Source organism: Bacteroides sp. ET489 (assembly GCF_030518095.1).
GTDB lineage: Bacteria > Bacteroidota > Bacteroidia > Bacteroidales > Bacteroidaceae > Bacteroides > Bacteroides ndongoniae.
Genome location: NZ_JAULLJ010000002.1, coordinates 1 through 15,017 on the forward strand (window position 1 = coordinate 1; position 15,017 = coordinate 15,017).

The following is a 15,017-nucleotide window of genomic DNA, read 5'->3' on the forward strand; positions in this document are numbered from 1 at the left end:
GTTTTCCCTCCGCATGCACGCAGAATTCTTTTTTTCCCTTCAGGCACGGATGCCACGGAAAGCCACGGGGAAGGCCGCGCCTGAGAACGATATATCCTGCGTGTTATTCTTTTGAATTGTGCTTTCCAAATACGCTAACTGTGCTGTTCCAGTGCAATAGTTGCTGCACTGTTAGTGCACCAACTGTTGCACTGTTAGTGCACTGACTACTGCACTGGCGGTGCACCAGTTAGTGCACTCACTGGGGATAACTGGGGAGTTTTAGAAGGATAGTTAGAAAGAGAGATTACAATAGAAAGGCATATGCAATCATGGGAAATATGCAGGAATGGGTGCTAAGCTCGATTATATAATATACATATCGATCCTTTTTTGTACTTTATTTCATATCTAATATGAATAGGATACTTACGTTTTTATTATGGAAAGCATGTAAAATCAGTATAAAAAAGAATATTTTACCCCTAAATGCTACATTATGAGGATAATTATTTGTATCTTTGTCGCCCGAATAAACAAAAGAAGCTTTGGGAAAGTTTGATAAATACAAAATAGACTTGAAAGGTATGCAGGCAGACTCTTGTAAGTATGAGTTTGTTTTGGATAACCTTTTCTTTGCTAACATTGACGGGCCTGAAGTTCAGAAGGGAAAGGTCAATGTAGAGTTAGTTGTACGAAAAACATCTCGTGCTTTTGAATTGAATTTTCAGACAGACGGGATGGTGTGGGTGCCTTGTGACCGTTGTCTGGATGATATGGAGCAGCCAGTGAGCTCAACGGACAAGTTGCTGGTGAAGTTTGGACATGAATATGCCGAAGAAGGTGAAAACCTGATCGTTATTCCAGAAGATGAAGGGATAATTAATGTAGCATGGTTCATGTACGAATTTGTAGCTTTGGCTATTCCGATGAAGCATGTTCATGCTCCCGGAAAATGCAATAAGGCGATGAGCAGTAAATTGAGAAAGCATCTACGTACTACTCCGGATGAGGAGGAAGAAGATGCCTTCATTCCGGAAGATGATGTACTGACGGAAGAAGAAACAGAAACGCCGATTGATCCGCGTTGGAATGAATTAAAGAAAATATTAGATAACAATTAAAGATTAGAAGAAAATGGCACATCCTAAAAGAAGACAGTCAAAAACAAGAACTGCAAAGAGAAGAACTCATGATAAAGCTGTAGCTCCTACATTAGCTATTTGTCCGAACTGTGGTGAATGGCATGTATATCACACTGTATGTAGCGCATGTGGCTATTACAGAGGTAAGCTGGCTATTGAGAAAGAGGCTGCCGTATAATTTCGGCAAATTCTGAATGATTTTGTACTTGAACATGTATATAGTGTGTCTAAGAAGGGTGGGGTGACCGATCCTTTTTAGGCACTACTTCGTGTTGGTACTTTTTATTAGTAAAGATATTTAGATGGAAAAAATAAATGCTGTAGTAACAGGAGTCGGTGGATATGTACCCGATTATATTCTGACTAACGATGAGTTGTCGAGAATGGTGGATACCAACGATGAATGGATCATGACTCGTATCGGAGTGAAGGAAAGACATATCCTGAATGAAGAAGGACTCGGAACTTCGTATATGGCACGTAAAGCTGCCAAGCAGCTGATGCAACGTACCGGTTCTAATCCCGATGATATTGATTTGGTTATCGTAGCTACTTCTACTCCCGACTATCAGTTTCCTTCTATTGCATCCATTTTGTGTGATAAGCTGGGTCTGAAAAGAGCTTTTGCTTATGACATGTCTGCTGCTTGTTGCGGATTCCTTTTCATGATGGAGACAGCTGCCAATTACATCCGTTCGGGACGTTACAAGAAAATCATTATTGTAGGTGCCGACAAGATGTCCTCGATCGTGAATTATAGCGACCGTGCCACTTGTCCTATCTTTGGTGACGGTGCTGCGGCTTTCATGCTGGAACCGACAACGGAAGATGTAGGTATCATGGATTCAATGTTGCGTACAGATGGTAAGGGTTTGCCTTTCCTGCATTTGAAAGCAGGTGGATCTGTTTGTCCGGCTTCTTATTTTACGGTAGACAACCATATGCATTACTTGTATCAGGAAGGTCGTACCGTGTTTAAGTATGCTGTATCGAACATGTCGGATATTAGTGCTGCACTTGCCGAGAAGAACGGACTGACAAAAGATACAATCGATTGGGTAGTTCCTCATCAGGCCAATCTTCGTATTATTGATGCAGTAGCCCATCGTTTGGAAGTTCCTCACGAGAAAGTGCTGATCAACATCGAACGATATGGTAATACAAGTGCCGGAACACTGCCACTTTGTATTTGGGATTTCGAAGAGAAACTGAAGAAAGGTGACAATATTATTTTCACTGCATTTGGTGCCGGATTTACTTGGGGTGCCCTTTATATGAAGTGGGGATATGATGGAAAGAAGCAATAGCTAGTGTTTTGTTCTTGATTTTTTCCTGAACATACTGCTGATGAATAATATAAAAAGAACGCATCCTATTTTTAATTCGATGCGTTTTTTTGTCTCAATTCTAAAACATGAAAGACGATGCATAAAGCAGGTTTTGTAAACATTGTAGGCAACCCGAATGTGGGCAAGTCTACGCTGATGAATGCCTTGGTCGGTGAACGGATTTCGATTGCTACCTTCAAGGCTCAGACCACCCGTCACCGCATTATGGGTATCTATAATACGGATGATATGCAGATTGTGTTTTCGGATACACCGGGAGTGTTGAAACCGAATTATAAGTTGCAGGAGTCCATGCTGAATTTTTCGACCTCGGCTCTGGCCGATGCGGACGTGTTGCTTTATGTCACCGATGTAGTTGAGACGCCGGACAAGCATAACGACTTTGTCGAAAAGGTGGCAAAGATGACCGTACCGGTACTTTTGCTTGTCAACAAGATAGACCTGACTAATCAGGAGAAACTGGTTGAGGTAGTCGAGGCATGGAAGGAATTGTTGCCGCAAGCGGAAATTATTCCTATTTCGGCTGCAACCAAATTCAATGTTGATTACGTGATGAAACGTATCAAAGAACTTCTGCCCGATTCTCCTCCTTATTTTGATAAAGACCAGTGGACCGACCGGCCCGCACGTTTCTTTGTCAATGAGATTATCCGCGAAAAGATTCTGCTGTATTACGACAAGGAAATCCCTTATTCTGTCGAAGTAGTGGTAGAGCAGTTTAAGGAAGATGATAAGAAGATACACATCAATGCGGTGATTTACGTAGAGCGTGAATCGCAGAAGGGTATTATTATAGGCAAGCAGGGAAAGGCTTTGAAGAAGGTTGCTTCCGAGGCTCGCCGTGATCTGGAAAAGTTCTTCGGAAAAACGATTTTTCTGGAGACGTTTGTGAAGGTTGATAAGGACTGGCGTAATTCGGACAAGGAATTGCGTAACTTCGGTTATCAATTGGATTAGTATTCATACGACTGGGATAGTCGCAAAAACAAGAAAAACTATGGGAAATTTAGTAGCAATAGTAGGACGCCCCAATGTGGGAAAATCGACTTTGTTCAATCGTCTGACCAAAACCCGCCAGGCGATTGTGAACGAGGAAGCCGGAACTACACGGGATCGCCAATATGGCAAATCGGAATGGCTGGGGCGTGAGTTTTCGGTAGTAGATACCGGTGGATGGGTTGTCAATTCGGATGATATCTTTGAGGAAGAAATCCGCAAACAGGTGCTGATGGCTGTCGACGAGGCAGATGTTATTCTGTTCGTAGTTGATGTAATGAACGGTGTGACCGACCTGGATATGCACGTAGCCGCTATTCTGCGCCGTGCCAAAAAGCCGGTGTTGCTGATAGCCAACAAGACTGATAATAACGAACTGCAATACAACGCCCCCGAATTTTATAGCTTGGGCTTGGGCGAACCTTATTGTATCTCGGCCATGACAGGTAGCGGTACGGGCGATATGATGGACCTGATTGTAAGCAAATTCAAGAAAGAGTCCGACGAGATTCTCGATGAATATATTCCCCGCTTTGCCGTTGTCGGTCGTCCCAATGCAGGAAAGTCGTCCATTGTGAACGCTTTCATTGGCGAAGACCGTAACATCGTGACAGAGATAGCCGGTACGACCCGCGACTCTATTTATACCCGTTACAATAAATTCGGATTCGATTTTTATCTGGTAGACACTGCCGGTATCCGCAAGAAGAACAAAGTGACTGAAGATTTGGAGTACTACTCGGTGATTCGTTCCATTCGTTCGATTGAAAACTCGGATATCTGTATTCTGATGCTCGACGCTACACGTGGCATCGAAAGCCAGGATCTGAATATCTTCTCGCTTATCCAGAAGAATCAGAAAGGATTGGTCGTAGTGGTGAACAAATGGGACTTGGTCGAGGACAAGACGGTAAAGGTGATGAAGACGTTCGAAGACGCCATCCGTTCGCGTTTTGCTCCGTTTGTCGATTTCCCCATTATTTTTGCGTCGGCACTGACCAAGCAGCGCATCCTGAAGGTGCTTGAAGAAGCGCGTCAGGTATACCAGAACCGCATGACCCGCATTCCTACAGCACGTCTGAACGAGGAGATGCTTCCGTTGATCGAGGCTTATCCGCCTCCTTCGACTAAGGGTAAGTATATCAAGATTAAGTATATCACACAGCTTCCCAATACCAAGGTTCCTTCTTTCGTCTATTTTGCCAATTTGCCGCAATATGTGAAAGAACCCTATCGTCGCTTCCTAGAAAACAAGATGCGCGAAAAGTGGAACCTGACGGGTACTCCTATCAACATCTATATCCGTCAGAAGTAAGGAGGGAAGGTGCCGGAGGCATTCCGAAAGCCGTCTGGAGATGCTTCCAGACCTTGTAAAACGGTGTTTTGAGCCGTGCAAGTGTGGCTTGTGAGCGACACAAGTGTTCTGCACGAGCCGTACAAGTGTCCCACAAATGGAATGCAAGTGTCTGACAAATGACATGCAAGTGTCTTTTAAAACCCTTCCGTCGGGTTTTCGGAATGAATCATTATTTCTTGACCGCTGGCTGCAAAGCTGGCGGTTTTTTTATGCCCTGTTGTCATTTTATTTTTGCCGATGAAAGAAAAATTCCTGAATCGTATGCGGATAGATTGGTTTTCTGTATTTTTGTCGCTGAACCAAAATACGTATACATGAAGATTATAAAGGTATTGTGCATACTTTCGTTTTTTCTGTTCCAAGCAGATTTGTGGGCGGCTGATGAAGGTCGGTTGCTTGAACTGCGTAGGCTGGCTGCCGAAAAGAAAACGATGGAAAGCTATGCCGACGTATGCGCTTACCTGTCTTCGATCGAACGATATCCCGAACTGCTTTCTCTTTATGCCGATTCCATCCGGCAGCTGGCGGTGCGCGACAAAAGTCTGGCTGCTTTCAGGGAATACTATGCCTGGAAAGGCGAGGCCTGCTTTGTCGACGGTGATTACGATGCGGGTTTCCGCTGGAAACGCAAAGCGCTCGACCTTGCGGTAAGAGGCCGGATGCAGGACAAAGTTGTTACTTATTCTTCCGACATGGGCTATTATTTCAATGTGTCTGCCCGCTACGATTCAGCCCGTTTCTATCTGAAAAAAGGAATGGAAGCAGCCAGGCACGAGCCACGCATGGCCGAAGATTATCGGGTGATGCTAACCAACTATGCCAGCTCTTTTCTGTACGAAGGCAAGACGGATTCTGCACTTGTCTATACGCTTCAGGCCGAAAAGCGTTCGGAGCTGGATAAAGATACGGCTATGCTGATAGAAAACCTGAATCAGCTGGGCGCTATCTACCGGCGCAAGAAGCGGCTGAATGAATCGATTCATAGTTTTGAACAGGCACTTCGCCTGTGCGAGGCTCAAGGTAACTTCCGGACGGTTGCTCACATTTATGGCAACATTGCAACGGTGTATTGCGATTCGGACCAGCCCGAAGCAGCCCTTCCTTTCTCGCAGAAAGCGGTCGACTATGCTTTGCGCTATGGCACTCCGCAGATGATAGGCCTGTTCTATGTCAATCTTGGAGCTATCCAGTGTAATATCGCAGGGAAAAGTCGGGAGGCGGTTGTTACGTTGCAAAAGGCTATTCCGGTGTTGGAAGAAGTGAACAACAAACGACGTCTTTGCGAAGCCTACAATTATCTGGCCAATGCCTATCGTACATTGGGGCAGACGGATAGTGCCATGATTTGTTTGCAAAGCCTGGAGGAAATGGTTGGCGAACTTCGGACGGACGTGGAGCGTTATCGTTATCATCAGACCCGTGCCCCTTTGATGCAGGACAGAAAGCAATATCGTGAGGCGATGGCTTCTTACCTCGCTCTGATAGATATGCAAAAGGCGGGTTATCGCGACATAAAGGATTATGACGTGTATCTGCATTTGTCCGAATGCTTGCATGCGTTGCATGAATATCCAAAGGCCTATAAAAGTCTGCGTACGGCATACGCTTTGCGCGACTCGGCATCGCGTGAGGAATATTCTGAACAGCTTTCGGACTTTCTGGTAAAATATAGGACTAAGGAGAAAGAACTGGAGATTACGCGCTTGCAGCAGAAAGAGCTGGAGCGGGAAGCTGCATTGTTGCGCAGCCGTATTGTGTCGGGCGGAACCATTGCTTTGTTGCTGATGCTGATACTTGTTTTTCTTTATGTGCGCCAGCGCCAGAAGGCACGTGTGGCCCAGTTGGCACAGGCGGCAGGCGAAAAGGAACGGCAGTTTCTGGCTTTGCAGAAAGATACCGAACAACGTCTTGCACGCAAGTATATCGACGGATTGGAAAGCGAACGCGAGCGGATGGCTGCCGAACTGCACGATGATGTCTGCAACAGTCTGCTGGCTCTCGGCATGAACATACGGGCGATAACCGAGGACTGTCACGACCAGGCGATGAATGAACAGCTTGCGGTGCTCGATGCTACCCGTGAACGCTTGCGCAGCATGTCGCACGAACTGATGCCGCCGGCTTTTCAGTATGCAACCATCGACGAAATGCTGGGCGACTACATCTGGCACCTGTCGCTGCCTGAAGGAACGAAGGCCGAGTATCATTCTACCGAGGGAGTTGACTGGAAACAGATTCCGCAAGCCATCGGTTTTGAGTTTTATCGCATCGTTCAGGAAGCGGTGAGCAATGCTTTGAAGTATGCTGACGCATCGCTGGTCAGAGTAGAGCTGCGGTTGGAAGGAGCATCATTGTCCGTGCGTGTAGACGATGACGGGAAAGGTTTCGATCTGAATAAGAAGAAAAAAGGAATCGGCTTGCAAACCATCATGCAAAGAGCCGAAACCATCGGTGCAACTGTGCAGCTGGATGCTCATTCTGGGCAGGGTACGCATCTGGCAGTAACTGTTAAAGTGAAATTGAACGAATATGGAGAAGAGAGAGAAAGCTGAAGTGTTAGTGGTTGATGACCACAGCCTGGTGCTCGAAGGCATTTGCAGGGTTGTGAACCGGATGCCGGAAGCGGTAGTGGCCGATGCGGTGACTTCCGGTATAAAAGCTGCTGAACTGATAGCCAAGCGCGATTACGATATTTATATACTGGATGTCAGCATTCCCGACCTGTCTGGCTTTGAGCTGATAGCCCGCATACGCGAGCTGAATGAACAGGCGCTGATTATTGTAAATACGATGCACGAAGAAGTGTGGATAGCAAACAGGCTTGCCCAGAGCGGGGTCAATGCCGTTATACTGAAAGCTTCGGCATCGTCCGAATTGGCAGAGGCTATTCGCAGTGTTCTTCAGGGGAAGTCGTACACCTGCCCTCGTTTTGCATCTATTTGTCGGATGTTGGCTCGTCATTCGGCCGAACTGTTGCCTCACGACCTTCCTACACGGCGCGAGCTTGAAGTGTTGCAGGGCATAGCAAAGGGACTGAGTACTCGTGAGATAGCAGCCCAGTTGAGTATTTCGGAAAATACGGTAGAGACTTTCCGTAAAAGGCTGATATCTAAATTTGATGCTCGAAATTCCGTTGATATGGTATTGAAAGCCGTGTCACGGGGATGGCTGAAGTTGGAATAAGGACGAAAAAGGAGCTTCTCACGGTTTTCCGTGATTTTTATATGAAAACTATAGGTTATTTTTGTGGCGTATTTGAAATCTCCTTTAATGCTTCGGATAGGAAGCATATAGCAGACAAATGTATGTCGTGATGATATGCAATTCTATTAACTGGTTTTATGAGAACAAAAAAACGCAGCTCTTTATGGCTGCGTTTTTTGTATCTTATCCTTCGATATTCTGGATTTCTACTTCTCTTACTTTGCGGAACAGGTCCGAAGCAAAGATGAAATTGTTCAGCCGTTCGTTGCTCGAAGTGAAAATGTCGTCTTTACTGCCTTCCCATTCTTTATGGCCTTCATAAATGAAAATAATTTCTTCGCCGATCCCCATCACCGAGTTCATATCGTGTGTGTTGATCAGGGTTGTCATGTTGTATTCGCGTGTAATGTCCTGTATCAGCTCGTCGATGACCAGCGATGTCTTGGGGTCGAGGCCCGAGTTGGGCTCGTCGCAGAACAGGTATTGCGGGTTCAGTGCGATGGCACGGGCTATGGCTACACGCTTTTGCATACCGCCGCTTATTTCGCCGGGATATTTGTTTTGGGCTTCGGTCAGGTTGACACGGTCCAGGCAGAACATGGCCCGGCGGGTACGGTCGCGTAAAGTGTCGTTGCTGAACATATTCAGCGGAAACATGACGTTTTCCAGCACAGTCATTGAGTCGAAGAGTGCGGCGCTTTGAAAAATCATACCCATTTCGCGCCGTAAGGCTTTTTTCTCCTTCTTGTTCATAGTCAAGAAGTTGCGGTTGTCGTACAGCAGCTCTCCTTTTTCGGGTGTCAGCAGTCCGACGATGCACTTCATCAGTACGGTTTTTCCCGAACCGCTTTGTCCGATAATCAGGCTGGTCTTTCCATTCTCGAAGGTAGCACTGATGTCGGTCAATACGTTCTTTTCTTCAAATGACTTGCATAGTCCTTTCAGTTCTATCATAATTGTTTCTGTTTTCTGTTACGATTTTCCGTTTATCCCATCAATAGTTGTGTCAGTACCAGGTCGGCAAAAAGTATCAGTACGCTACTGGTCACAACCGAGTCGGTCGAGGCTTTGCCCACTTCGATAGATCCGCCGTCGACGGTATAGCCGAAGAAAGCCGATACGCTGGCAATGATGAAGGCAAAAAACAGTGACTTGATGATGCCGCACCAGATGAACCATTCTACAAACATGTATTGCAGACCATATTCGAGGTCGGTAGCCGTCATAATGCCCCCGAACCAGCAGGTGGCAAAGGCTCCGATGATGCCGGCGAAGATACTGAAAGTCACCAGTAACGGAATCATGGTAACCATGGCGAATATTTTGGGCAGAATGAGATAGCTGGCCGAATTGACTCCCATGATCTCCAATGCGTCAATCTGCTGCGTGACGCGCATTGTTCCCAGTTCGGAAGCGATGTTGGAACCGACTTTTCCTGCCAGAATCAGACACATGATGGAGGACGAGAACTCCAGCAGCATGATTTCGCGGGTCACATAGCCAACGGTCCATCGGGGCATCCAGGGGCTTTCGATGTTCAGCTTGATCTGTATGGTGATAACGGCACCGATGAAGAACGATATCAGCAATACGATGCCGATGGAGTTTACGCCCAGCTTCTCCATTTCGTTGAGGTATTGGCGGAAGAACATGCGCATACGTTCGGGGCGGGAGAAAGTTCGTCCCATGAGCATGAAATATCTTCCTACTGTCTTAAGGGCTTTTATCATAACTTCTGAGTTAGTATTTGTCTGCAAATGTACGGCTTTTCAGCATATTTTGCTACATTTGCGGCAAAATTAGCTGATATGGAAGAAACTAAAATGGTGCTTCGCACGGAAGATTTGGTCAAAAAGTACGGAAAGCGCACAGTGGTAAGTCATGTATCGTTTGATGTCAAGCAGGGAGAGATTGTCGGACTGCTCGGACCGAACGGTGCCGGAAAGACTACGTCGTTCTACATGACAGTAGGATTGATAACTCCTAACGAAGGTCGTATTTTCCTGGACGATCTTGACATCACGAAATATCCGGTGTATAAGCGTGCTCAGACCGGCATCGGTTATCTGGCGCAGGAAGCTTCCGTTTTCCGTCAGATGAGTGTGGAAGACAATATCGCTTCTGTACTTGAGATGACTAACAAACCCTTGGAATATCAGAAAGAAAAACTGGAAAGCCTGATAGCCGAGTTCCGTCTTCAGAAAGTACGTAAGAACAAGGGTAACCAGCTTTCGGGTGGTGAGCGCCGACGTACGGAGATTGCCCGCTGTCTGGCTATCGACCCCAAATTTATTATGCTTGACGAACCCTTTGCTGGCGTCGACCCGATTGCTGTAGAAGATATCCAACAGATTGTATGGCGACTGAAGGATAAGAACATCGGTATTCTTATTACCGACCACAACGTGCAGGAAACATTGAGTATCACCAGTCGTGCTTACCTGCTGTTCGAGGGAAAGATTCTGTTCCAGGGTACACCCGAAGAACTGGCCGAAAATAAGATTGTGCGCGAAAAGTACTTGAGTAACAGCTTTGTGCTGCGTCGCAAGGATTTCATGGTTTAGTCTTTTCGCTCGCAGACAAACTACCTTAGATTATTTAATGCCGAAATATTATGAAACATTTGATGAAACTACTGTATTGTTTTTTGTTCTTTGTGTCTTTTGCCGGTTGTGGTAAAGCTACAGAGTATGTTTTGACATCTCCTGCCGGAGAGATTTCTCTCGAAGTATTCCAATCCGATAGTGGAAACTGGAGTTATCGTCTGTCTGCTTACGACTCCCTGTTGGTGAATACTTCGTTGTTAGGATTTCAGGATTCTCTGAACAGCCAGCTGTTTACTGCCAGTCGTGTTAAGCTGGTATCTGCAGAAAGAAATCAGCATAATGGTGTCTGGAAACCGGTATGGGGCAAACGAAGCAGTGTAAAAGACTGCTACAACGAACTTTCTCTGACTTTTTCTTTGGGAGATTCCGACCGTACGCTCGGCATGGCTTTCCGGGCTTACGATGATGGTGTAGCATTCCGCTATTTTGTTCCCGAAGATTCTCCATTGGCTATAGATAAGGTGACGGAAAGTACCCGTTTTGCTTTCAATGGCGATTATACAGCTTGGTTCTATAATAACGAGTGGCATAATATCGGCCCTGAACGTCTGACTGAATCGGAAGGTACCCGCCAGCCTGTAATGACAGTACAGGTGGACAGCACGTTGTACATGGCTCTGCACGAAGCCGACTTGCATACCGATGCTCCTTTGCTTTTGCGTTCAGCCAAAGGCGAACGGACTTTTGAAGTCGAACCTCAGGCGGTCGACCTGGCAGCGGGCTATCTGTCGGCATGGAGAGTGATTTTTGTAGGACGTACTCCTGGCGCGATGGTCGATTCTCACCTGATTGAGTTGCTGAATCCCGATCCTACGGGCGACTTTTCGTGGGTGAAACCCGGTGTGGCTGTTTGGGACTGGCGTATTGACGGTGCCCAATGGGAAGGCTTTACGTATGGAATGAATTATCCTTCGTGGGTACGTATGATTGACTTTGCAGCCGAACAACATATTCCTTATCTGGTGCTTGATGCCAATTGGTACGGTCCTGAACACGAGGCAGAGTCTAATCCGATTTCGGGAGACAAATCATCGGATGTAAAACGTATTATCCAATATGGTAAGGAAAAAGGGGTGGGCGTATGGCTCTATCTGAATGATGTAGGCGGACGGCGATATCCTATCGAAGAAACTCTTTCGCAATATGCTTCGTGGGGAGCAGCCGGAATCAAATATGGCTTTATGAGCGGAACTCCCCGTGAAAAGAATCTGTGGACACAGAAAATAACTGCTTTGTGCGCACAGAACAGGCTGCTTGTCGATTTCCACGATGGTCCTGTTCATCCTTACGGTCAGATGCGTACGTGGCCCAATGCCGTTACGCGTGAATATTGTCAGGCACAGCTCGATGCCCATCGGGTATTCCAGCCTAAGACATTTGTTACTTCTGTATTTGTCAATATGATAGCAGGTCCCATCGACATGAACAACGGTATGTTCGACCTACGGCAGGGGCACACTACCCGTGTGGATGAAAGCCAGCCGGTTCCTTCTACTTTGGTGTCCGAGGCTGCGCGTACGCTTATCGTCTTTTCGGGAGCTACTGTTATTCCTGATATTCCTGAATTCTATCGTAAATACCCTCCTTTGTTGGAGTTCATCAGTGCACAGCAGATGCCTTGGTTGGAGAGCCGTACGCTTTGTGGAAAGATTGGTGAGTACATTGCCATGATGAGAGAAACAAAAGAGGCTTATCTGGTAGGCGTGGCTACGAACGAAGAGGGACGCACACTCGACCTGCCAATGGATTTTCTGGAGAAAGGAACGGAATACGAGGCTGTGGTGGTGGAAGACGGCGATGATGCCCATTACTTGCATAATCGCGAGCAGCTGAAAGTGCGTCGGCAACAGGTGTCGGCCGATTCTGTAGTGCAGGTGAAGCTGGCTCCGGGTGGTGGCTGCTGTTTGCTGATCAGAAAGAAAATCTGATGTGAATCTGTTTGGCTGCTGCTTGGAGAGCATAATTTGTAGTTGTCCTTACATCGATAATGAAAAGCTGCAGCTTATATTCGGAGATTTATATAAAAAGAGCTGGCCGGGCGGCAGATTATTGGCGTTTTTTTAGAATGGAAGGTGGTTTATATGAATGAAAGGCGTATTTTTGTACCCGATCATAATTAAACTAACTCCTATGAAAAGAAAACTACTGCTATCCGGAATTATGGGCTGTCTGTCGTTAGGCATGTTGTCAGCCCAAGAATTCCATTTACAACCCACTCCTCAGGTTTATGAAGCGTCTCAGGACAGCATTGCTCTTCCTTTGACTTATGCACTTTCTGCTGATCAGAAACTGGAAGATTCTCCTGCCTTGCTTTTGCTTGAAAAATTATTGCCTGGTAAGGCTGAAAAGGCTGCGTTTCGCATCAGTATCGGTACTAAGGGCGATAAAGCCGTGAAAAAGTACGCTCGACGTATTCCTGCCAATCCGGAAGGTTATTATCTGAAGATAGATAAGGACGAGATTATTATTGCTGGTACCGACGAACGGGGTACTTATTATGGCGTGCAGACGCTGGCTCAGTTACTTACTTTGCCTAAATTGCCTTTGGCTGAGATAACGGACTATCCTGATGTGCCTTACCGTGGTGTGGTGGAAGGCTTTTATGGTACTCCCTGGAGTCATGAGGCACGTCTTAGTCAGTTGGAGTTTTATGGACGTAATAAAATGAATGTTTATTTGTATGGTCCGAAAGACGATCCTTATCATAGTACTCCCAACTGGCGGAAACCTTATCCTGAACGTGAAGCGGCTCAGCTGAAAGAACTGGTAGACAAAGCTGCCGAGAATGGGGTAATCTTTTATTGGGCTATCCATCCGGGACAGGATATTAAGTGGAACGATGAAGATCGTCAGAATCTGCTGAATAAGTTCGAACGCATGTATGAGCTGGGTGTGCGTGGTTTTGCTGTTTTCTTCGATGATATTTCGGGTGAAGGAACCAAAGCAGACAAGCAGGCCGAACTGCTTAATTATCTGGATGACCATTTTGTAAAGGTGAAGGGCGATGTGGAACCGCTCATCATGTGTCCTACGGAATATAACAGATCGTGGTCTAACGTGGCTGGAGGCTATCTTACTACGTTGGGCGAGAAACTGAACCCGGGCATTCAGATCATGTGGACAGGAAACCGTGTTATTGCCACGATCGACCGTGAATCGATGGACTTTATCAATCCTTTAATAAAACGTAAAGCATACATCTGGTGGAATTTCCCGGTTTCAGACTATGTACGCGATCACTTGCTTATGGGACCGGTTTATGGTAACGGACTCGACATTGCCGATCAAATGGAAGGTTTTGTCTCTAATCCGATGGAACATGCCGAAGCTTCTAAAATAGCTTTGTATAGTGTGGCAGACTATGCTTGGAATCTGGCAGACTATGACAGTGATGCTTCCTGGAAACGTGCTATTCGCAGTTTGATGCCTCTTCACGCTTCCAGTCTTGAAACTTTTGCAGTTCACAATTCCGATTTGGGAGTTAACGGTCATGGGTTCCGTCGCGATGAGTCTGTGGCCCTGCAACCGGCTTTACAGGCATTGCTCTCGGCTTACAAGGAAAATGGGACTATCGATGAAAATGCGTTCAGCCAGGTAGAAACGGAATGCCGGAAAATTGTAGAAGCGGCCGATTGCTTGATGGCATCGCAAGAAAATATGGCTTTGATAACCGAAATAGAACCGTGGCTGATGCAGTTTAAACTGGTGGGACAATATGGAGAGTCGGTGCTCCGTATGCTGCAATCTCTTAAAGCTTCGGATGCTGAGGCTTTTGATGCTGCTTATGCACACGCCAAGGCTTTGCAGATGCTGATGTACAAAATTGATACTTCTTACAATCAGAATCCCTATCAGCCTGGGGTGAAAAGCGGAAGCAAAGAATTGTTGCCTACCTTTAATGCTTTGTTTGTATCAGCTGTTACTCGTTATAACAATAAGTATAAGACGCAGCTTGATACCCGTGCTGCTTACATGCCTTATACCATGAGCAGCAACGTTCCTCAGTTGGCTTCCTTATCCGTTTCGCATAAAGGTAAGGGCGGTAGTGTGGCTGCTGTCAATGAGGTAATTCGCTGGCAACCGGGTGGTGAATTTGTTCTGTCGATAGACGGCTTGCGCACACTGAAAAGTTTGTCTGTTGATTTGGGTATTGCGGATATGGCGGCTTCTTTCCGCCTCGAAACGACTGTTGACGGTCGAAATTGGGAGTCTGTTCCTCTTCAGCCGGTGAATGGTAAAACACGTTTTAATGGTCAGATCTCTGGGCGTAAGGTGCAGAAGATTCGTCTGATTAGTATTTCTGCTCAGGAACAACAAGTTTATTTCAAACGTTTTATGTTTGAAGAAGAGTAGATTTTTATAAAAACAGTTTGCTAAAAAA

At 46.2% G+C, this 15,017-nt stretch carries 12 protein-coding genes; 10 read left to right on the top strand and 2 right to left on the bottom strand.

The features are described from left to right. Window positions 1-527: 527 nt before the first annotated feature. The 7 genes from Q3C19_RS01485 (at window position 528) to Q3C19_RS01515 (ending at window position 8,009) form a co-directional block, all read left to right on the top strand. Complete coding sequence (locus Q3C19_RS01485; protein WP_022164344.1) at window positions 528-1,103, top strand: DUF177 domain-containing protein; 576 nt, start codon at window positions 528-530, stop codon at window positions 1,101-1,103. 13 nt (window positions 1,104-1,116) lie between these two features. Beyond that, on the top strand, window positions 1,117-1,302 hold the full coding sequence (rpmF, locus tag Q3C19_RS01490; RefSeq protein ID WP_022164345.1) for a 50S ribosomal protein L32: 186 nt from the start codon (window positions 1,117-1,119) through the stop codon (window positions 1,300-1,302). 124 nt (window positions 1,303-1,426) lie between these two features. After that, on the top strand, window positions 1,427-2,431 hold the full coding sequence (locus Q3C19_RS01495; RefSeq protein ID WP_022164346.1) for a beta-ketoacyl-ACP synthase III: 1,005 nt from the start codon (window positions 1,427-1,429) through the stop codon (window positions 2,429-2,431). Window positions 2,432-2,548: 117 nt separating this feature from the next. After that, a complete protein-coding gene (gene era, locus Q3C19_RS01500; RefSeq protein WP_022164348.1) occupies window positions 2,549-3,430 on the top strand; it encodes a GTPase Era in 882 nt (293 codons plus the stop codon). Window positions 3,431-3,470: 40 nt separating this feature from the next. Then, window positions 3,471-4,784 carry a ribosome biogenesis GTPase Der gene (gene der / locus Q3C19_RS01505; protein ID WP_302726745.1) on the top strand — a complete coding sequence of 438 codons (1,314 nt, stop codon included), beginning with the start codon at window positions 3,471-3,473 and terminating at the stop codon, window positions 4,782-4,784. 356 nt (window positions 4,785-5,140) lie between these two features. After that, complete coding sequence (locus Q3C19_RS01510) at window positions 5,141-7,378, top strand: tetratricopeptide repeat protein (RefSeq protein WP_302726746.1); 2,238 nt, start codon at window positions 5,141-5,143, stop codon at window positions 7,376-7,378. Further along, window positions 7,356-8,009 carry a response regulator transcription factor gene (locus Q3C19_RS01515; protein WP_302726747.1) on the top strand — a complete coding sequence of 218 codons (654 nt, stop codon included), beginning with the start codon at window positions 7,356-7,358 and terminating at the stop codon, window positions 8,007-8,009. The genes Q3C19_RS01510 and Q3C19_RS01515 overlap by 23 nt, the downstream gene beginning before the upstream one ends. A gap of 204 nt (window positions 8,010-8,213) precedes the next feature. Here Q3C19_RS01515 and Q3C19_RS01520 read toward each other — a convergent pair whose 3' ends face one another. Next, window positions 8,214-8,984, bottom strand: a complete 771-nt coding sequence (locus Q3C19_RS01520) for an ABC transporter ATP-binding protein (protein ID WP_022164353.1) — start codon at window positions 8,982-8,984, stop codon at window positions 8,214-8,216. Window positions 8,985-9,016: 32 nt separating this feature from the next. Further along, window positions 9,017-9,760, bottom strand: a complete 744-nt coding sequence (locus Q3C19_RS01525) for an ABC transporter permease (protein WP_022164354.1) — start codon at window positions 9,758-9,760, stop codon at window positions 9,017-9,019. Between the two features lie 78 nt (window positions 9,761-9,838). On the opposite strand from Q3C19_RS01525, the gene lptB reads away from it, so the two are divergent. The 3 genes from lptB to Q3C19_RS01540 all read left to right on the top strand — a co-directional run bounded on the left by lptB (window position 9,839) and on the right by Q3C19_RS01540 (window position 14,989). After that, window positions 9,839-10,594, top strand: coding sequence for an LPS export ABC transporter ATP-binding protein (gene lptB, locus Q3C19_RS01530; RefSeq protein WP_022164355.1), 756 nt, complete (start codon window positions 9,839-9,841; stop codon window positions 10,592-10,594). A 50-nt stretch (window positions 10,595-10,644) separates the two neighbouring features. After that, window positions 10,645-12,564: a glycoside hydrolase family 97 protein gene (locus Q3C19_RS01535; protein WP_302726748.1), complete on the top strand. Its 1,920-nt coding sequence runs from the start codon at window positions 10,645-10,647 to the stop codon at window positions 12,562-12,564. Between the two features lie 202 nt (window positions 12,565-12,766). After that, a complete protein-coding gene (locus Q3C19_RS01540) occupies window positions 12,767-14,989 on the top strand; it encodes a beta-N-acetylglucosaminidase (RefSeq protein ID WP_302726750.1) in 2,223 nt (740 codons plus the stop codon). Window positions 14,990-15,017: the final 28 nt, after the last annotated feature.

What these genes read in the sequence shown, in the direction of transcription:
- Q3C19_RS01520 (WP_022164353.1), bottom strand. Translation starts at nt 8,984, where the DNA reads ATGATAGAACTGAAAGGACTATGCAAGTCATTTGAAGAAAAGAACGTA.
- rpmF (WP_022164345.1), top strand. Translation starts at nt 1,117, where the DNA reads ATGGCACATCCTAAAAGAAGACAGTCAAAAACAAGAACTGCAAAGAGA.
- der (WP_302726745.1), top strand. Translation starts at nt 3,471, where the DNA reads ATGGGAAATTTAGTAGCAATAGTAGGACGCCCCAATGTGGGAAAATCG.
- Q3C19_RS01495 (WP_022164346.1), top strand. Translation starts at nt 1,427, where the DNA reads ATGGAAAAAATAAATGCTGTAGTAACAGGAGTCGGTGGATATGTACCC.
- era (WP_022164348.1), top strand. Translation starts at nt 2,549, where the DNA reads ATGCATAAAGCAGGTTTTGTAAACATTGTAGGCAACCCGAATGTGGGC.
- Q3C19_RS01510 (WP_302726746.1), top strand. Translation starts at nt 5,141, where the DNA reads ATGAAGATTATAAAGGTATTGTGCATACTTTCGTTTTTTCTGTTCCAA.
- lptB (WP_022164355.1), top strand. Translation starts at nt 9,839, where the DNA reads ATGGAAGAAACTAAAATGGTGCTTCGCACGGAAGATTTGGTCAAAAAG.
- Q3C19_RS01525 (WP_022164354.1), bottom strand. Translation starts at nt 9,760, where the DNA reads ATGATAAAAGCCCTTAAGACAGTAGGAAGATATTTCATGCTCATGGGA.
- Q3C19_RS01540 (WP_302726750.1), top strand. Translation starts at nt 12,767, where the DNA reads ATGAAAAGAAAACTACTGCTATCCGGAATTATGGGCTGTCTGTCGTTA.
- Q3C19_RS01515 (WP_302726747.1), top strand. Translation starts at nt 7,356, where the DNA reads ATGGAGAAGAGAGAGAAAGCTGAAGTGTTAGTGGTTGATGACCACAGC.
- Q3C19_RS01535 (WP_302726748.1), top strand. Translation starts at nt 10,645, where the DNA reads ATGAAACATTTGATGAAACTACTGTATTGTTTTTTGTTCTTTGTGTCT.